The organism is Arenibacter sp. F26102, from assembly GCF_023015865.1.
Lineage (GTDB): Bacteria > Bacteroidota > Bacteroidia > Flavobacteriales > Flavobacteriaceae > Arenibacter.
Map to the genome: position 1 here is coordinate 121,691 of NZ_JALKBC010000010.1, position 18,289 is coordinate 139,979.

Genomic DNA, 18,289 nt, shown 5'->3' on the forward strand with positions numbered 1-18,289 from the left:
TATGAACCAAAAAACACGTATTTTAATTGTTGAGGATGATATGATCATCGCTGCAAATATATCTGTCCAACTTTCCAATTTGGGATATGAAGTCATGGGCATTGAAACGAGGGGAGAGGAGGCCATTTTACACGCTAAGGCAAATACCCCTGATATCATTTTATTGGATATTAACCTAAAGGGAGCAATTAATGGAATTGAAGCGGCAATTGAGATTCAGAAATCCAAAAGGATTCCCATAATATACCTTACGGCCAATAGCGATGAAGCTACTTTTACCAAGGCTAAGGCTACACACCCTTATGCCTTTATTTCAAAACCCTTTAATAATTTGGATTTGCAGAGAACCATTGCCTTGGTCGTAGATCAAATACATGAAAATAGAGCAGAGGTAAAAGATATCTCTGAACATTTTGAAGTTATGGTAGACCGAATTTTCGTTAGACATAATGGACGAATGGTGAAGTTACTGTTAGACGAAATTCTTTATATAGAGGCCGATAGAAATTACAGTAATATAATAACATCTAGTGGGAACTACTTGATCAGTACAACCCTTAAGGTTGTTGAAAAGGAAATTAAGAGCCATATGTTTATTAGGGTTCATAGATCTTATATGGTCAACATTGCCAAATTGGATGTGGTTGCCGATAACCATTTGGAAATTAATAGAAAAGTTATACCCATAAGTAAATCTTTTAAAGAACATCTTCTCAAACACTTACATACTATTTAATATAGTTGGTTCAATGCTTTGGTAATTTTAAGCCTGCCTACGGACAATAATAACTTCTATTCGTCCTAACTTCTTGATTATTATTAAATTATTTGGTTAATATAACATTCCATTTTGTTCAAGCGAGCCAATGAATGGATTTTAATTTGGGTTGTGATTTTGAAGAAGATTTATATCCGAAAGAGTAGCATTAACCAATAACACCTAATAATCATGAAAAAAATTTTGATTCTATTCGCATTGTTGTTAATGGGCAATTTGGCTATTGCTCAAGAAAAATTGTATTTGGTATTTGAATTTATGCAAGTGGACAATGAACAGGAAATGGAGTATAGCGCCACGGAAGAGTTTTGGGAAAAAATTCAGTTACAACGTGTAAAAGCAGGTGATATTATCGGCTGGGACCTATGGGCGCTGAGTCCAGGGGGCGAACAGCAGGGATTTCAGTACTTGACCGTTTCGCTATATAACGACCAGGTAAAGATGATGGACGGTAGCAGTTGGGCACATTTGATGGACAGGGCCAAGGCAGCGTATCCGAAAATGTCGGAAACCGATCTTGACAAAAAATTAAACCATTCCTCGACAACCCGAGACTTGGCGGTAAGAATATTTGCAGAAGAAATTGCCACTACCAAAGGGGAGTTCAATATGTCTTTGGGTACGGTAGCCCAAATAGATTTAATGAAGGTCGACTTAATGAATTACGATTCATATGAAAAGGCTGAGATGGAAATCTTTCAGCCCATCCACCAAAAAGTTGTAGATGCTGGTGGAAAAGGCAATTGGGGTTTAATACGCTTTATTAGCCCTATAGGAAGTGATACCTACGCTTCCCATATGACCGTAAGTATGTTTAAGGATTATGAGCAGGCATTGAACCAAAATATTAATTGGACAGAGGGGGCAACCCCTGCATCAACCAAAGCCATGGAAGAAGGTATTGGGCTAAGGGACATGAAATATGTATATATGGCCAAATTGATCAGAAAAGCACGTTGAGCAATTTTCCTGATTATTTTATTATAATACAGAAGAACCTATAACGTAATTTTATAGGTTCTTCTGTATATGGTGGCCAAGAAAGTCTAGTTGTCCGGAATAGCGTTACATTAAAGCGTTACATTAAATAGCACAAACTTTATTATTTTTTAATAGAAACGGAGGTTTCACCTTTCCCGACAATAATGATATCGGCCATATCCAGGAATAGCCCGGTTTCTACAATACCAGGAATTTGATTTAGGCGGCTTTCCAAGGAGGGAATATTGGTAATATGCGCAATGTCAAGATCTAGAATAAAATTACCTTCATCCGTGATAAAATTTTTACCATCCTTTATTCTTAATTTAGGCTGAAGCCCCATTTTGTTCAACAACTGCTCAATTTTCTGTGTGGCGAATGGAATGGTTTCCACTGGTAGTTTATAATTGCCCAATCTTTTTACCTCTTTTTGCGAATCTGCAATTATGATGACCAAATCGGAATTATAGGTCAATATTTTCTCCCTTAAAAGGGCGCCTCCACCTCCTTTTATAAGTTGCATATAGGGGTCAAATTCATCGGCACCATCAATATAGACATCAATTGAACTGGCATTTTCCAAAGTGACAAGTGGTATTCCCTTTTCAGTTGCTAATTTTTTTGTGCTTTCCGAGGAGGGTACTCCGACTATTTTTAGTCCGTTTAAAACTAGTTTCCCCAATTCATTAACCATATGGGCTGCAGTAGAACCTGTTCCCAATCCCACAGTCATGCCACTTTTAATATATTTCACTGCTTCTTTGGCAGCTATTAGTTTTTCTTGATCTAGGCTCATGTATCAATATTTTTGAATGCGAATAATAAATACTTTTGGGTTTTACTTTTTCATATGTTTCATGCAACTGGCAATTGCCAAGGAACCAGGCTTATTGGTTTTCTGTAGTTCTTCCAATATTTTTGGATGGTCCTGTTGCCTTGTTTGAGACAATTTATAGGTAGCTTGAATATCGGTAATACTGATTTGGAATCCTACGATACCCTTAATTTGTTTCATGGTATTCTTGGATAGATTATTTATGGAAATGGGATCTGAGGATTCTTTTTCATATTTGTCCACTAATTTATGTAGGGAGGCGAGGACGGCAGCTTCCTCCAATATTTTTATTTTCCCGTATACATGAACAGCAATATAGTTCCAGGTGGGTACTTCCTCTTCCTTATACCAAGATGAGGAGACATAGCTGTGTGGACCATTAAAGATGGTAAGGACTTCTTCGTCAACCTTAAAGGCCTTCCATTGGGGATTTGCTTTGGAGATATGCCCCACCAGAATATCCTTTCCTTCCTGGTCCAAATCCAACTCTAGGGGGATATGTGTGGCCCAAGGCTTCCCATTGGTTTGGTTCACCAATATTCCAAAACTGTTTTGCTTTATGAATTCCTTTACTTCTGTTAGGCCTTTATTTTTATAATGCGATGGGGTGTACATATCATCAACTAATTGGCAATGGTCATTAGAATAGGCAAATGGTCCGAAATATGTTTGTTATTGGGCATCCTGTCATCAATATGGGTATAGGATAGGACGTCAACATTTTGTACAAAAAAGTAGTCTATTCTATTTTCCATAATTCTGTCCTGATCAAATCCATTAAAGGTGCCAATAGGACCATAGAATGGTTTTTGTGATACTTCCATGGCATCTGTAAGGTTATCTTTTAAATATTGAATAGGCTCGGTGTCAGGGGTTAAATTTAAATCGCCCATTACGATTACAGGAAGCTTGGAGGTATTTATTTCATTTATTTTTTTATAAATGAGTTGTGCGGAGTTGACCCTGGCCTGCATTCCCCGATGATCAAAATGGGTATTGAAGACCCAAAATTGTTTTTTGGTCTTTATATTTTCAAACAGGGCATAGGTACAGATTCGCTCCAAAGAGGCATCCCATCCTACCGATACTTTTTCGGGTGTTTCGGACAACCAAAAAGTATTCGTTTTAAGTATTTTGAATTTATCGGTATTATAGAAAATTGCCGAATATTCGCCTTTTTCTTGACCATCATCTCGGCCAACTCCCACATAGGAATAGCCGTTTAGGGCAGTATTTAAGTAGTCCACCTGATGGTGCAGTCCCTCCTGGATACCTACAATATCCGCCTCATAATGCCGAATGAGTTTCGCCAATGACGCTTTACGGTCGTTCCAATTGTTGATGGTATCTCCAGTATTGTCATACTTAATGTTATAACTGATGATGTTTGTAGTTTGGGATAGTAAGGGTAGTGGAATAGCAAAAAGGACCAAACCAATTAGGAGCGTAGTATATAACTTATTCATTTGATATTTATTCTTTTAAAAATTAGGTTGTTTTAAAAGAATAAATATCTTGAATTTTTTAAATACCTGCTAATTATCGGGGATTTATATCAATAATCAATATGGCCAAAAACCGATTAATTTTTAAATATTAATCCCTTTTTGGTCTGTTATTGCCATTCCTATTATGGTTGTTATTTCTACCGCCCCTTGGATTGGAATGACCTGTTCTTGGTTTTTGCCTATTATTGTGATGTTTTTTTTCTACCAAAGGCACCTCTTCGGATCCATCATCCACAAACGGATGGTCCTTTATTACGGGAACCTGCTGGTTTATAAGTTTTTGTATATCCTTTAGATAAGGTCTTTCTTCTGCATCGCAGAAGGATAGCGCAATACCACTGGCACTGGCCCTACCTGTTCTACCTATACGATGTACATAAGTTTCCGGAACATTGGGCAAGTCGTAATTGATGACCAAGGCAAGTTCCTCAACATCTATTCCCCTAGCGGCTATGTCCGTTGCAATTAGCACCTTTAATTCACCATCCTTAAAATCGCCCAATGCTTTTTGTCTAGCATTTTGTGACTTATTTCCGTGAATGGCATCGGCCTTAATATCGGCCTTGGCCAATTGTTTTACAATTTTATTGGCGCCATGCTTGGTCCGTGAAAAAACAAGGGCAGAATCATTGGGCTCCCTTTCCAAAAGATGAATCAATAAGTTTGGTTTATTTTTTTTGGTGACAAAATAAACACCTTGTTCTACTTTTTCGGCTGTGGCCTGTTGAGGTTTAATGGTAACACGGTCAAAATCGCCCAAGATCTTTTTGGATAGTTCCACAATAGCCGGGGGCATGGTGGCGGAGAAGAATAGCGATTGTCTATTTGAAGGTAGTTTGGCTATTATCTTTTTTATATCGTGGATAAAGCCCATATCCAACATTTGGTCGGCCTCATCCAAAACGGCGTACTTAATATCCCTAAGGGAAATAAACCCTTGATTCATTAAATCCAGTAACCTTCCTGGGGTGGCTATAACCACATCAACTCCCTTTCTTAGGGCATCAGTTTGCCTTCCCTGTTTAATACCTCCAAAAATTACAGTGTTTCTTATTCCTGTAAATCGAGAGTAAGAGGTGAAACTTTCTCCGATCTGGATGGCCAGTTCCCTTGTAGGGGTAACTACCAAGGTTCTAATTTTTCGTTGTTGTTGATTGTCTTCCCGTTCCATAACCATTTGTTGAATGATGGGGATGGAAAATGCCGCCGTTTTACCGGTTCCTGTTTGTGCGCAACCCAATAGGTCCTTGCCCTTAAGTAATATGGGAATGGACTGTTCTTGTATTGGAGTTGGATTTGTGTAGCCTTCTGCCGTTAGGGCTTTTAGGATAGGCTCTATAATACCTAAGTCTTTGAATGTCATGTAGTATGTAAAATAAGTGGCAAAGGTAGGGGATTAGTTTGGATAAACAGTTTAATTCAATAAATAGACCTAGAGTCCAGCGGCTGCGGCCTCTGCACATCGTTCACCGTCCATGGCCGCTGATACTATTCCGCCAGCGTAACCGCCACCCTCACCACAGGGAAATAGTCCCTTGATTTCTGGATGTTCCAAATTTTCTTTTCTGGGAATGTTTACCGGCGAAGAGGTTCTGGATTCCACTCCCACAATATTGGCTTCTCCAGTGTAGTAACCCTTCATTTTTTCTCCAAAGGCGGTGAAACCAGTACGTAGTCTGCCACCAATCAATTTGGGTAAAAGCGAATGTAAAGGAGCGGATTTTAGACCCGGTTGATATGAAGTCATATTTAGATCGTTGGACAGTTTTCCTTCAACAAAATCAGTTAATCGCTGTGCAGGAGCAGTTTGGTTCCGTCCTCCTGAGGTAAAAGCCAATCGTTCCAAATCTTTTTGGTATTCCAACCCTTTCAATGCACCAAAGTGTTCATATTTATGAATATCAACATCCACATTTATCTCAACAACAATTCCCGAATTGGCAAATAAGTTGTTTCTCTTGGAGGGCGACATACCGTTGACGACCACTTCTCCAGGAGCCGTTGCCGCGGGAACTATAAACCCACCCGGGCACATGCAAAACGAATATACCCCTCTATCCTTAACCTGTTCCACCAGACTATAGGAAGCAGCCGGAAGCAACTCGTTGCGTTCTCCGGAACAATGGTATTGAATGCTGTCTATAATATGTTGTGGGTGTTCTACCCTTACCCCCATGGCGAATGACTTGGCTTGTATGGCAATTTTTTTGTTGTTCAACAAATAGTATATATCCCTTGCGGAATGCCCTGTAGCCAAAATAACTCTGTCCGTGGGCATTTCGGTGCCATCATGCAAAACGATTCCTTTGATAGCGTTATTGAGAATCTTAAAATCGACTACCTTGGTTTGAAAGTGTATCTCCCCTCCATGTTTAATTATGGTCTCCCTAATATTCTGCACCAGTTTGGGTAATTTGTTGGTGCCTATATGTGGGTGGGCATCTATTAGGATTTGATCTGTTGCACCGTGAAAAACCAAGTTTTCGAAGATTCTCCGAACATCGCCTCTTTTAAGGCTTCGGGTGTACAGTTTGCCGTCGGAATAGGTGCCTGCACCCCCTTCTCCAAAACAGTAATTGGAATCTTCGTTTACGATATGATCTCTGTTAATGGCCTTTAGGTCGCGCCTACGGTCCTTAACATTTTTTCCCCTTTCCAGGACGATGGGTCTATATCCCAATTCTAAACAGCGTAAAGCGGCATACATGCCTGCAGGTCCAAAACCTATTATATGTATTTTTTTGGCTTTGGAAACATCTTTGTACTCAAAGCTGTACTCATTATTTTTTGGTGCAGGTTGGTTGATGTAAACTGAAACCTTATAATTGAAATATATGGTAGATTTCCGCGCATCGATAGATTTTCGAAGCACTTTGATCGTTGAAATTTCCTGAATGTGGGTTCCCAAATATTTTGCAGCTTTCTTTTTCAGGATATCTTCTACTGATTCTTCCAATAGGGTGGTCCTAAGCTGAATGTTTCTTACCATAGCGCAAAATTACTTTAATTAAAGTAATTATTTATTCAAAAAATTATTGGGCAGGCTCCTAGGCCCAATGTTTGGTTAAACTTTGTATTCTTTTTTATAGGACATCGGAGTTCTTTTCGTAATCGCCTTGAACTGTTTGTTGAAATTGGATAAGGTTTGGAATCCGCTCTCATAGCATGCCTGACCAATATTCATTTTTTCTTCGATCAAGAGTTTGCAGGCATAACCAATCCTAATCTCACTTAAAAATTCCGAAAAGGTTTTATTGGCATGGATTTTAAAATACCTGCTGAACGAGGTAGGCGTCATATTGGCCAAGGAAGCCACGGTGTCCAACTCTATTTTTCCTCTGAAATTTTTCATTACGTAGGCGTGTACATTATTCATTCTTTCCGTATCACCTTCTTTTAAGGAGTTGGTATAGCCGGGACTGGCCAATAAGGTAGTTTCCGTTGTGTTGGAAAGGCAGTTTAGTATTTTGAACAATTCCAAAACGCTGTCCATGCCTTCAAGATGTAAAAGATTGCTTAGCATAACGCGAATGGAGCAGGCTGTTTTGCCGGTAATATCCAGCCCCCGCAGGCTCTTTTGAAACAATTGCCTAAGTTTGATCATTTCTTCCTTTTGCAAAAGACTGTTGCCTATAAAATCCTCGTGAAAGTATACCACAATTCCCTCTGACCATAAATTCTGCTCTACTGTCATGCCTTCATTGTCACTCCGCCACATATGCGGTAAATTGGGACCGGTAAAAGTGATGTCCCCCTCCCTAAAATGTTTTACATGGTCACCAATAAACCGAGTGCCACTGCCTTTTAAGACCATAAATAATTGATATTCCGGGTGAAAGTGCCATATAGGGTCAAAATTGGGTTGTCGCAAAAGTTTGGCTACAAAGGCGTGGGAGTTTGGAATGGGCGATTTTTGTAAGGCAGATTTCACTTAGAAATAAGGATTGAATTGATTAAAAAAGAACAACAAGTTTTTAGTATGAAGTCGGTATTTTGTAGTTTTTTATCTGTAAATATAGGTATAAATCTAATCCTATGATATAATATAGTCAACTTTGGATAACATATAGTATTCTTTATGCCCGTTTAATGGTTATCATTGTTGAACACAAATAAAATTTTATCATGAAAACCATAATGGCACGTCTATTCTGTTGGCTAATAGTTATTCTAACCCTAGCAGCTTGTAATTCTTCCCAGAAGAAAAAGAAGGACGATCAACCTAGACGAATAGAAATGTTGTTCCTAGGCCATGCCATGGAGCACCATAATTCTAGGGTCTACATGCCTATATTGGCCTCAGCCCTAACGCAAAGTGGTATTAATATTACCTATACAGAGGAGGTAGAAGATCTAAATCCGGAAAATTTGGAACTTTATGACGGGGTAATTATTTATGCCAATCATGAAAGTAGGTTTCCAGAACAGGAAAAGGCATTGCTGGATTATGTTGCCGAAGGTCATGCATTTATCCCTATTCATTGCGCGAGCTTCTGTTTTAACGAGTCTGAAGAATATGTGGAGTTGGTAGGAGGGCAATTTAAATCACACGGCACGGATACCTTTACGGCCAAAGTTATAGATAAGTCACACCCTATCATGCAGGACGTGGAAGAGTTCTCCACATGGGACGAAACCTATGTTCATGATAAGTTGGTCGATGATATTACCGTCTTGATGGAGAGGGTGGAAGGTGAACATCATGAACCATGGACTTGGGTAAAGCAATTTGGCAAAGGCAAGGTATTCTATACAGCTTACGGTCACGATGAAAGAACTTGGAGCAAACCCGGATTTCAAAAACTTATTAAAGAGGGTATTCTCTGGGCGGTAAGTGACCAAGTTAAAAAGAACTGGGAGGAATTCTCCAAGGACATACCAAGTCTGAGTTATAAGGAAATGGCCAATATCCCCAATTATGAGAAAAGAGATCCTGCCCCCAAATACCAATTGCCTTTGTCACCGGAGGAATCGGCTAAATTAATTCAGGTCCCACCTGGGTTTAAGCTGGAACTATTTGCTTCCGAGCCAAATATTATTAACCCTATAGCCATGAACTGGGATGAGAAAGGTAGACTTTGGGTGATAGAGACCGTTGACTATCCCAATACCGTGCGTGATGACAAAGGCTCCGGAGACGACAGAATAAAAATTTGCGAAGACACGGACGGGGATGGAATAGCCGATAAGTTTACAGTCTTCGCCGATAAATTAAATATACCTACCAGTTTTACTTTTGTGAATGGAGGGATTTTGGTTTCCCAAGCGCCATATTTCCTGTTTTTGAAAGATACTGATGGCGATGATATAGCAGATGTAAAGGAAATAGCTATTAATGGCTGGGGTGTCTTTGATACCCACGCCGGGCCATCGAACCTTCAGAGGGGAATTGATAATTATATCTACGGGGTAGTTGGGTATTCAGGGTTTAAAGGGATTATTTCCGGTGAAAATTTTGAATTTGGTCAAGGTATATATCGTTTCAATAAGGACTTTGGGAATTTCGAATTTCTGACGAATACGAGTAACAATACTTGGGGTTTGGGGATTACCGAGGATAATTCAATTTTTGCATCCACCGCTAACAATACCCATAGTGTTTTTATGGGGATACCAAATAAGAGCTTAAAAGATGTGGCAGGGATATCACTTAAGGGAAGTACAAAAATAGATGGCCATTACGCCATGTTGCCTATTACGCAAAATATAAGACAGGTTGATGTTTTTGGGGGCTTTACAGCCGCCGCAGGGCACCATTTTTACACTGCCCGAAGCTTTCCACAGCAATATTGGAACGCCTATGCCTTTGTTTGCGAACCAACGGGCGGGGTAGTTCATATTGCCAAAATTGAAAAAGATGGAGCCGGATATATAGAAAGGGATGGGGGTAATTTAATGGCCAGCTCGGATGAATGGGTTTCCCCGGTGGAGGCCAAAGTTGGGCCGGATGGTGCGGTTTGGGTATTGGACTGGTATAATTTTATTATTCAACACAATCCGACCCCTAACGCAGATAGTGGAGGATATGATGCCGTTAACGGACTAGGGAATGCCTACGAAAACCCCCTACGTGATAAATCCAAGGGGCGTATTTGGCGCATTTTACCCAATGATAGTGAGGACAAAGAATCAGTGTCCTTGGATAAGAACGATTCAAAAGGTTTGGTAAAAGCCCTTTCCAATGATAATATGTTTTGGCGAATGACCGCCCAGCGTTTATTGATTGAAAATGGAAATACCGATGTTGTATCAGATCTTATCAAATTGGTAAGGAATGCCGAAGTGGACGCTTTGGGACTTAATCCTGGGGCATTACATGGTTTATGGACTTTAGACGGACTTGGTGTTGTTTCTTCCAATGTCGAGGCAATGGAGGCCGTCAAGACTGCCTTAAAGCATAAATCAGGAGCGATAAGAAAAGCCGCCATTCAGATCTTGCCAAAAAACCAGATTATAGATGCGTTGCTGTTGGAATCCAATTTATTGAAGGACAAAGACCCTGAGGTACAATTGGCCGCCCTTTTGTATTTTTCCGAAAGGGAACCTAATGCTGAAATTGGGAGGCAATTGTTTGAGTTGAGTAAGGACGGGCAAGTTGCGGCCGATGACTGGTTGGCAAAGGCACTTTACGTGGCCGGTAGTAAACATCATCAAGGATTTATCACTGCATTCATGGCTTCCAAGCCTGATTTTAAAGTTGGATCATCCATTACAGATCAAAGACAAGTAATGGAGCTTGACGATTCCAAGTGGGAAACTATGCTCCTTCCGCAGTTAATTGAGGATGCTGGATTGCAGATGGATGGTATAATTTGGTTTCGCAAAAATGTTGATGTTCCTTCCAATGTTGCTACCAAGGCGGGTACCATTTCTTTAGGCCCTGTAGACGATTCCGATAAGGTCTATATTAATGGTACGCTGGTTGGAGGAACTGAGAAAGATTATCAGGCCAATAGGGTATATCAGATTCCATCCGGGGTCTTGAAAGCCGGTAGTAATTCCATTGCCGTCCGGGTCGAGGACACTGGTGGCGGGGGTGGAATTTGGGGCAAAAAGGAGCAAATGTTCTTAAAGACTGGCCAATATAAAGTCTCGTTGGCAGGGGATTGGAAATATGAAATTGAGTTGGATTTTTCCAAATCTGCCAAGAACCTCTTTGCCGATAAGTCGCTAGCGGAACTCCTGGTAGAAACCTATATCAATAAGGTTGAATTGGGTGAGGAAAATAGTTCGGTAAGCAGTTCCAATGCCATTGTTGTTAATATCAAGACTATTAAAAACGAAATGAAATACGACATAACCGAATTTGTGGTAGAAGCGGAAAAAGTTGTAGAGCTGGTTTTTGAGAATACGGATTTTATGCAGCACAACCTTGTTATTACCAAATCTGGTGAAAAGGAGAAAGTGGGCATGGCCGCCGATAAAATGGCAATGGACCCCAATGGTGCGGAGAAAAATTATGTTCCTGACATGCCTGAAGTGCTTTTCGCCAGTGCTATCATAAACCCTGAAGAAAAGGTTGTATTAAAATTCATAGCTCCCAAAGAACCAGGAGATTATCCATTTATCTGCACCTTTCCTGGACATTGGCGAATAATGCAAGGAGTTATGAAGGTAGTCAAGGCAAAATAGACGGTATAAAAACCTCTATATTTTTAAAGTATATAATTGTAATATAAGTTATTGGTGTAACTTATTTAAAGTAACTATTCTAGAATGATAAAAGATGTAAAATACGGTGTAAGCACTTGGCTTTGGGAATCACCGTTTAATTCACAATCCATTGCCCTGTTCCCTAAAATTAAAAAATTGGGGTATGATCTGGTGGAAATCCCAGTAGAAGAGCCGGATTTAATTAATGGGGAAGTGATTAAAAAGGCATTAAAGGACAATGGGCTACAAGCGGTTGTTTGCGGTGCTTTTGGGCCATCAAAAGATCTGACCCATGAGGATGCCGCAGTACATCAAAATTGCTTCAATTATATTGAAAAATGTTTTCAACTATGTAATCTGTGGGAGGTAGAGTTTTTGGCGGGCCCCATGTATGCTGCGGTAGGTAAGGCTAGAATGCTTTCCAAAGAAGAAAGGAAGCGGGAATGGGACCTAGCGGTGAGCAATGTGGCAAAGGTTTGTGCAATGGCTCAGGATCACGGGGTGTCTATAGCTTTGGAACCGCTAAATCGTTTTGAATCCGATATGGTCAATACCGCTGAGGACGTTATGCATTTTATAGCGGATGTCAACCATAATAGAGCCAAGGTGTTATTGGATGGATTTCATATGACCATTGAAGAAGGGAATATTGCACAGGCTATAAAAACGGTAGGTGACAAATTGATACACGTTCAGGTTTCGGAGAACCATAGGGGAATTCCTGGTACCGGATTAACGCCTTGGGCCGATTTTGCAGAGGGCTTAAAGGCTATTAATTACAAGGGGGCCATTGTGATAGAAAGCTTTACCCCGGAAATTAAGGAATTGGCTGGAGCCGTGTGTATTTGGAAAAATCTGGCCAAGAGCCAGGACCAATTCGCCTCTCAGGGAATCGATTTTTTAAAAAGGACATTTAATTAAAATTTAGATAAGATGAGTATTAAGAAAGTAAACATCGCTATCGTAGGTTTGGGATTTGGAGCAGAATTTATCCCGATATACCAAAAGCATCCAAACGCCAATCTTGTGGCTATTTCGCAACGAAACGAAGTCAAGCTAAATGAGTTGGCAGATGCGTTCAATATTGAAAAAAGATATACTTCCTATGATGAACTGTTACAGGACCCGGAAATAGACGCCGTTCATATAAATACGCCTATTCCGGACCACGGAATTCAATCTATAAAGGCCTTAAAAGCCGGTAAGCATGTTGCTTGTACAGTACCCATGGCAACTACCGTGGCGGAATGTGAGGAAATTGTGCGCTTAACGGAAGAAACCGGCCTCACTTACATGATGATGGAAACTGTGGTTTATGCCAGGGAATTTTTATTCATGAAGGAGTTGTATGAAAATGGTGAATTGGGAAAAGTACAGTTTTTAAAAGCCAGTCACCAACAAGATATGGATGGTTGGCCCAACTACTGGCCTGGTCTGCCTCCAATGCATTATGCAACGCATTGTGTAGGGCCAGTTCTAGCCCTTACAAGAGGGGAAGCTGAGTACGTTTCCTGTTTTGGGTCGGGAACTATACGCGAAGAGCTAATACCGCATTACAACTCACCATTTGCAGTGGAAACCACTCATATTAAATTTCGGAATTCAGATTTAAGCGCCCAGGTGTATAGGTCTCTTTTTGATGTAGCTAGACAATATCGCGAAAGCTTTGAGGTATATGGGTCAAAGAAATCGGTGGAATGGCCCTTGATTGAAGGGAAACCATTGGTGGTGCACACGGCCAAAAAACCGGAACCGGAAATCCCAGAGGAAATGGAAAGTCCGGATTTTGCAAAATTATTGCCCAAAGAAATACAGCATTTCACTACCAAGGGGGTGTACGACTCGGAGGAGCACCAACACCTTTCATTTACGCAGGGCGCTGGTCATGGAGGGTCGCATCCACATCTGGTACATGAATTTGTAAATGCCCTGGTTCAGAACAAAGCGCCTTACCCCAATGCCAAGCAGTCTGCCAATATTACCTGTGTCGGGATTCTGGCTCATGAGTCGGCGCTTAAAGGCGGAGAGATCATTAGGTTGCCCGAATTTACATTTTACACTAAATAGCTTGTTTTTAGAATTTTATAAGCATTATTTAAAGTGATATTTTAAGATGGTTAGCGAGTGATTCAATAATTTAGTTTTATGTAAATTAACGGTTTAAGTTATTTTTTTTACTAAAAAAGCACCGTCCATATTAAAATATTCGCTAAATTTAACATTCATAAGTAAGACTTAAAAAATGGTTTTTTGCTTGCTAAAGACACTATTTTTTAACTTTTAAAAGAGGACGTAGGGGTGCGTCCTCTTTTTTATTTTTACTTCCCTTATATATTACTGTAGCTGCAAGTTCATTAATGATTTATATTTGAATCCATTTCAATTTCATATCTAGCGATTGAGTCAATTTTATATTTCATTAAGAGTCTTTTGCCAGTGGATAAGCCCGTCATTTGTATTTCATAAGTTAAGACTAATAAAATAAGGTATTAAACAAACCTAGTTTTTATTATTTCAAAGAGGACGTAGGGGTGCGTCCTCTTTTTTATTTTAGGTATATCCATAACTCTTTGTTGTTGAAAAGGGTCAACTAATTAAAATTTCAAGACCTGTCTCAGGTCTATATTTTATGTTCGAGTCTGCTTTTATATTATAGGTTAATTCTTGGTGCCTCCCCCTCTGTGAGCCCCTCTGTGAGTACAACAATTCTGGGATTAGGTGTTATAATCCACCTAGTGGCTTTATTCAGATTTACGGTTTGAGTTAATTTTTTTTCAAAAAAGAACGTTTCGTAGGAGAATAAATGTTAAATTTAACATTCATAAGTAAGACTAGAAAAATAAGTTTTTAAAAGAAACTATTTTTTACATTTTAAAAGAGGACGTAGGGGTGCGTCCTCTTTTCTATTTACAATAATTTCTTCCCTCAGCCCATCCCCGGAATATAACAACTGGGTAAATTCAATTTCCCTACGATTTTAGATTAATCCACATTTGTATAGTTGGAAAGGAAACAAAACCTTGTTATGCAAAAAATCATATTGGTCATTATAGCAATAATCGTTAATCAAATAGCGTCCGGACAGGATGAAAGTAAATTGCAAGATGACGATATATTGATACTTGTAAATCAATGTTGTAACGAAGAAAATATAGATCCTAAATCGCTATTGGAAATATCCTTGTTTTGAACGGAGGATGACCATTCCAATGTAGTGGATATAGCTTTGTCGTGGGATCTTTTTGTTAACTTTAATCCTAGATAGTTCCGTGTCTCCGATAGTGGAAAAAAAATATGGGATTAATTATGAACGGCCAGTAAATTATTATCAATGATACGATTTATTAAACATTTAGGCAATGCAGTGTTTATTGGGACATTGATCTATTTCATATTTCTCGCCGTATTCTTTTTTATGGGAAAATTTGATGCGGGTTTCACTTACCAGAGGGCTTTGGAGGAATATTATGGAAATATGATTTTTGCGGTAATCCTATATATGGTAAATGCCTATTGGATCCAATTCCTTTTAGATAAGTACAAAAATCAGTTTTATAGAAGAAAACGCCTTTTAATGGGTATATCCGGAAATATACTGCTCTCCTTGGCAGGAATATTCATTTCCCGTTTAATTCTGCGGGTGGGTATCGAAAAAATACCGATTTCTGATTTTATGAATGCTGAGAAACTCGAATATTATAAGGTTTCGCTTTTTCTTGCCATTCTAATTTCATTGATATTCTATTTGGCGTGGTATTTTAAGTATCGTCAAGAAAATAAGGTAAAGGAGCAGAAAATAATTGCTGGTACTGCTTCCGCCAAGTTTGACGCTCTTAAGAATCAATTGGACCCCCATTTTCTTTTTAACAGTCTAAACGTGCTTACGAGTTTAATTGAGGAGGATCCGGAACAGGCACAGAAATTCACTACCTCACTTTCAAAGGTATATCGTTATGTCTTAGAGCAAAAGAACAAGGATTTGGTAACTGTGGACGAGGAGATTGCTTTTGCCAAAACTTATGTTCGATTATTAAAAATGAGGTTTGAGGACAGTATAATTTTTGATATCCCAGAAAAGGGAAGTGGGGCCGAAACAAAAATTGTACCCCTGTCCCTTCAGCTTTTGTTGGAAAACGCAGTAAAGCACAACGTGGTTACTTCGGCCAAGCCTCTGCATATTCGCGTTTATGAAGATGGAGGAATGCTTTGTGTGTCCAATAATTTACAGGAAAAGCAGGTTGTAAAAAAAAGTAGCGGTGTTGGACTTCGGAATATACAGGAGCGCTATCATATGCTTTCCGACAGGGAAGTTCAAATTCAAAAAACAAATTCAGATTTTACGGTTAAACTCCCGATACTGAGTCAGAAAATAGGGATTGTGGAAACTCAGAAAACATTTTTAGAGGATAAGCGCTATCAAAAAGCCAAGGAGAAGGTCGAGGCTATCAAGGGGTTTTATGGGAATCTTATTTCGTATTGTGTTGTGCTTCCTATCTTGGCTATTGTCAATTACAATACAACCAGTTTTCCATGGGTACTTTTTCCTGCCGTGGGTTGGGGTTTTGGTATTGCTGTTCATGGCATGGAGGTTTTTGGCTACAATCCATTGTTAGGCAAGAGTTGGGAGGAAAAAGAAATTCAAAAATATATGGATGATGAAAGTTTTTAAGCCACAATCCATCGCTTAAATTCAACAGTTCGTAAATTTTATTTTGAAAAAGTGGAGATGTGTACCGTATTTTGAAATAAATATAAAACATGGAAAATTCAGATAAGGAAAACAAATATTACAGGGCGAAGGAGAGAGTGGAAGCTATTAAGAAATTCTATTTGAATCTAGGGTCCTATCTTATTTTTATAATGTTCCTGGCAGCTATAAATTACTTTACCAATAAATGGCAGTACGCATGGTTTTTGTGGGCGGCTTTTGGTTGGGGGATAGGATTGGTGTTTCAGGCCGTAAAAGTCTTTGGCTTAAACCCTTTCCTCGGGAAGAATTGGGAGGAAAAGAAAATAAAGGAGTTTATGCGTGAGGATGAACCGCAAAACAGGTGGAAATGATGGACAACGACAAAAAGAAAAAAATGCTACGTGCCCAAAAACAGGTAGCGGAACTTAAGGGGTTTTATATTCATTTGGCCGTTTATCTTGCGGTGAATTTATTGATTACTTCAGTTAAAATTATTGGCAACATGAGTCATGGAGAATCCTTTTTGGAGGCATTCTGGGATTTTGGAGCCTTTGCTGTATGGTTATTTTGGGGTATTGGCCTAGTGTTTCACGGTTTAAAGGTCTTTTCCTACAATCCGTTTTTTAATAAGGATTGGGAGGAGAGACAGATTCGTAAGTATATGGAGAAAGAAAAAAAGGAATCTGAGAGATATAGATAATGGGAAAGTACAAATACGATTCTGAAAAGTATATTCGAGCAAAGAGACGGGTGGAGAATCTCAAAAATTTTTATGCACACATTGCAGTGTACGTTGTTATGAACGTTCTTCTTTTCTCTTTCAAAGTAAATATTATTGACTTTTTTGTAGAGCATGGAGTAAATGACCAAGGCTTTTTAAATTGGGTGGAATGGAATATTGTTTTTATTCCGATTATATGGGGGGTCGTTTTGTTGTTAATTGGACTTTTTTACTTCAAAATGAAACCTGTGTTTTTTAGAAATTGGGAAGAAAGGCAAATTCGAAAATACATGGAGAAATAGGGAATCCATAAATGAACCAAGCAATTAACCAACACAGATGAACGCAATAATTATTGAAGATGAAAAACCTGCCGCAAGAAGATTGGGGCGATTATTGGCTAATTTGAAGATAGAAGTTTCTGTTATGCTTTATTCTGTGGAGGAGGCTATTATATGGTTTCGGGAAAATGAACATCCGGAACTTATTTTTTTGGATATTCAGCTTTCGGACGGATTATCGTTTGAGATTTTTGAGGCAATTGATATTCAAAGTTCGGTGATTTTTACGACCGCTTATGATGAATATGCATTGCAGGCATTTAAGCTAAATAGTATTGATTATTTGTTAAAACCTATCGATGATAGGGAATTGGAAATTGCCGTTAAGAAGTACCTTTCTTTTCAACCTAAAAAGCAGAAGTTGTCGCTCGATTTTGAAGACATAAAAAAGTTGTTGGTCAACCCTTTGGAACGGGAATATAAAAAGAGGTTTACCGTTGCTGTTGGGCAGCATTTGAAAATTATTAATGCGGAAGAAATAGAATGTTTTTACAGTGAGAACAAAGGCACCTATGCTGCCACTATTGAGGGTAGGAATTATTTGTTGGATCTTACCTTGGAAAACTTGGAATCTGAACTTCATCCAAAATATTTTTTCCGGGTGAGTAGAAAATTCTACATCAACATAAGTCATGTAAAAGATATAGTTTCCTACACCAATTCTAGGTTGGAAATTAAACTAAATCGCTATAATGGTCAAGAAATTATTGTAAGTCGCGAAAGGGTAAAAGACTTTAAGTTTTGGTTGGAGTAAAAGTATTTAATTGATTGATTTTAATTTA

General features: G+C 39.0%; 17 protein-coding genes. 11 read left to right on the forward strand and 6 right to left on the reverse strand.

The features are described from left to right. Position 1: 1 nt before the first annotated feature. Positions 2-736, forward strand: a complete 735-nt coding sequence (locus MWU78_RS15000; protein ID WP_246999181.1) for a response regulator — start codon at positions 2-4, stop codon at positions 734-736. Between the two features lie 213 nt (positions 737-949). Further along, positions 950-1,738, forward strand: a complete 789-nt coding sequence (locus tag MWU78_RS15005) for a hypothetical protein (RefSeq protein ID WP_246999183.1) — start codon at positions 950-952, stop codon at positions 1,736-1,738. A gap of 142 nt (positions 1,739-1,880) precedes the next feature. Here the strand turns inward: MWU78_RS15005 and rpiA are convergent, their stop codons facing one another. The 6 genes from rpiA to MWU78_RS15035 all read right to left on the reverse strand — a co-directional run bounded on the left by rpiA (position 1,881) and on the right by MWU78_RS15035 (position 8,033). Then, positions 1,881-2,555 carry a ribose-5-phosphate isomerase RpiA gene (gene rpiA, locus MWU78_RS15010; RefSeq protein WP_246999184.1) on the reverse strand — a complete coding sequence of 225 codons (675 nt, stop codon included), beginning with the start codon at positions 2,553-2,555 and terminating at the stop codon, positions 1,881-1,883. Between the two features lie 42 nt (positions 2,556-2,597). Then, complete coding sequence (locus tag MWU78_RS15015) at positions 2,598-3,209, reverse strand: FMN-binding negative transcriptional regulator (RefSeq protein WP_246999185.1); 612 nt, start codon at positions 3,207-3,209, stop codon at positions 2,598-2,600. An 8-nt stretch (positions 3,210-3,217) separates the two neighbouring features. After that, positions 3,218-4,060, reverse strand: a complete 843-nt coding sequence (locus tag MWU78_RS15020) for an endonuclease/exonuclease/phosphatase family protein (protein WP_246999186.1) — start codon at positions 4,058-4,060, stop codon at positions 3,218-3,220. A gap of 130 nt (positions 4,061-4,190) precedes the next feature. Further along, a complete protein-coding gene (locus MWU78_RS15025; RefSeq protein WP_246999187.1) occupies positions 4,191-5,465 on the reverse strand; it encodes a DEAD/DEAH box helicase in 1,275 nt (424 codons plus the stop codon). 69 nt (positions 5,466-5,534) lie between these two features. After that, entirely contained in the window at positions 5,535-7,091 is a 1,557-nt protein-coding gene (locus MWU78_RS15030; RefSeq protein ID WP_246999188.1) for an FAD-dependent protein, read from the reverse strand. A 75-nt stretch (positions 7,092-7,166) separates the two neighbouring features. Then, the gene (locus MWU78_RS15035; RefSeq protein ID WP_246999191.1) at positions 7,167-8,033 is read right to left on the reverse strand and encodes an AraC family transcriptional regulator; all 867 of its coding nucleotides are present in this window, start codon (positions 8,031-8,033) and stop codon (positions 7,167-7,169) included. 194 nt (positions 8,034-8,227) lie between these two features. Between MWU78_RS15035 and MWU78_RS15040 the strand changes: the two genes are divergently transcribed. From MWU78_RS15040 to MWU78_RS15080, 9 genes are all read left to right on the forward strand, one after another. Beyond that, on the forward strand, positions 8,228-11,734 hold the full coding sequence (locus MWU78_RS15040) for a PVC-type heme-binding CxxCH protein (protein WP_246999193.1): 3,507 nt from the start codon (positions 8,228-8,230) through the stop codon (positions 11,732-11,734). Positions 11,735-11,818: 84 nt separating this feature from the next. Then, positions 11,819-12,676 carry a sugar phosphate isomerase/epimerase family protein gene (locus MWU78_RS15045; RefSeq protein WP_246999195.1) on the forward strand — a complete coding sequence of 286 codons (858 nt, stop codon included), beginning with the start codon at positions 11,819-11,821 and terminating at the stop codon, positions 12,674-12,676. 12 nt (positions 12,677-12,688) lie between these two features. Beyond that, positions 12,689-13,822: a Gfo/Idh/MocA family oxidoreductase gene (locus tag MWU78_RS15050; RefSeq protein ID WP_246999197.1), complete on the forward strand. Its 1,134-nt coding sequence runs from the start codon at positions 12,689-12,691 to the stop codon at positions 13,820-13,822. A gap of 958 nt (positions 13,823-14,780) precedes the next feature. Then, positions 14,781-14,945 (forward strand): hypothetical protein, encoded by a 165-nt coding sequence (locus MWU78_RS15055; RefSeq protein ID WP_246999199.1) that lies wholly within the window; start codon positions 14,781-14,783, stop codon positions 14,943-14,945. Between the two features lie 141 nt (positions 14,946-15,086). Continuing rightward, positions 15,087-16,424, forward strand: a complete 1,338-nt coding sequence (locus tag MWU78_RS15060) for a 2TM domain-containing protein (RefSeq protein ID WP_246999201.1) — start codon at positions 15,087-15,089, stop codon at positions 16,422-16,424. Positions 16,425-16,513: 89 nt separating this feature from the next. After that, positions 16,514-16,816, forward strand: a complete 303-nt coding sequence (locus MWU78_RS15065; RefSeq protein ID WP_246999203.1) for a 2TM domain-containing protein — start codon at positions 16,514-16,516, stop codon at positions 16,814-16,816. Then, positions 16,813-17,145: a 2TM domain-containing protein gene (locus tag MWU78_RS15070; protein WP_246999206.1), complete on the forward strand. Its 333-nt coding sequence runs from the start codon at positions 16,813-16,815 to the stop codon at positions 17,143-17,145. The genes MWU78_RS15065 and MWU78_RS15070 overlap by 4 nt, the downstream gene beginning before the upstream one ends. Next, positions 17,145-17,468, forward strand: coding sequence for a 2TM domain-containing protein (locus MWU78_RS15075; protein ID WP_246999207.1), 324 nt, complete (start codon positions 17,145-17,147; stop codon positions 17,466-17,468). Before MWU78_RS15070 ends, MWU78_RS15075 begins: the two co-directional genes overlap by 1 nt. Before the next feature lie 37 nt (positions 17,469-17,505). Then, positions 17,506-18,261 carry a LytTR family DNA-binding domain-containing protein gene (locus MWU78_RS15080; protein WP_246999209.1) on the forward strand — a complete coding sequence of 252 codons (756 nt, stop codon included), beginning with the start codon at positions 17,506-17,508 and terminating at the stop codon, positions 18,259-18,261. Positions 18,262-18,289: the final 28 nt, after the last annotated feature.

What these genes read in the sequence shown, in the direction of transcription:
- MWU78_RS15000 (WP_246999181.1), top strand. Translation starts at nt 2, where the DNA reads ATGAACCAAAAAACACGTATTTTAATTGTTGAGGATGATATGATCATC.
- MWU78_RS15005 (WP_246999183.1), top strand. Translation starts at nt 950, where the DNA reads ATGAAAAAAATTTTGATTCTATTCGCATTGTTGTTAATGGGCAATTTG.
- rpiA (WP_246999184.1), bottom strand. Translation starts at nt 2,555, where the DNA reads ATGAGCCTAGATCAAGAAAAACTAATAGCTGCCAAAGAAGCAGTGAAA.
- MWU78_RS15015 (WP_246999185.1), bottom strand. Translation starts at nt 3,209, where the DNA reads ATGTACACCCCATCGCATTATAAAAATAAAGGCCTAACAGAAGTAAAG.
- MWU78_RS15020 (WP_246999186.1), bottom strand. Translation starts at nt 4,060, where the DNA reads ATGAATAAGTTATATACTACGCTCCTAATTGGTTTGGTCCTTTTTGCT.
- MWU78_RS15025 (WP_246999187.1), bottom strand. Translation starts at nt 5,465, where the DNA reads ATGACATTCAAAGACTTAGGTATTATAGAGCCTATCCTAAAAGCCCTA.
- MWU78_RS15030 (WP_246999188.1), bottom strand. Translation starts at nt 7,091, where the DNA reads ATGGTAAGAAACATTCAGCTTAGGACCACCCTATTGGAAGAATCAGTA.
- MWU78_RS15040 (WP_246999193.1), top strand. Translation starts at nt 8,228, where the DNA reads ATGAAAACCATAATGGCACGTCTATTCTGTTGGCTAATAGTTATTCTA.
- MWU78_RS15045 (WP_246999195.1), top strand. Translation starts at nt 11,819, where the DNA reads ATGATAAAAGATGTAAAATACGGTGTAAGCACTTGGCTTTGGGAATCA.
- MWU78_RS15050 (WP_246999197.1), top strand. Translation starts at nt 12,689, where the DNA reads ATGAGTATTAAGAAAGTAAACATCGCTATCGTAGGTTTGGGATTTGGA.
- MWU78_RS15055 (WP_246999199.1), top strand. Translation starts at nt 14,781, where the DNA reads ATGCAAAAAATCATATTGGTCATTATAGCAATAATCGTTAATCAAATA.
- MWU78_RS15060 (WP_246999201.1), top strand. Translation starts at nt 15,087, where the DNA reads ATGATACGATTTATTAAACATTTAGGCAATGCAGTGTTTATTGGGACA.
- MWU78_RS15065 (WP_246999203.1), top strand. Translation starts at nt 16,514, where the DNA reads ATGGAAAATTCAGATAAGGAAAACAAATATTACAGGGCGAAGGAGAGA.
- MWU78_RS15070 (WP_246999206.1), top strand. Translation starts at nt 16,813, where the DNA reads ATGATGGACAACGACAAAAAGAAAAAAATGCTACGTGCCCAAAAACAG.
- MWU78_RS15075 (WP_246999207.1), top strand. Translation starts at nt 17,145, where the DNA reads ATGGGAAAGTACAAATACGATTCTGAAAAGTATATTCGAGCAAAGAGA.
- MWU78_RS15080 (WP_246999209.1), top strand. Translation starts at nt 17,506, where the DNA reads ATGAACGCAATAATTATTGAAGATGAAAAACCTGCCGCAAGAAGATTG.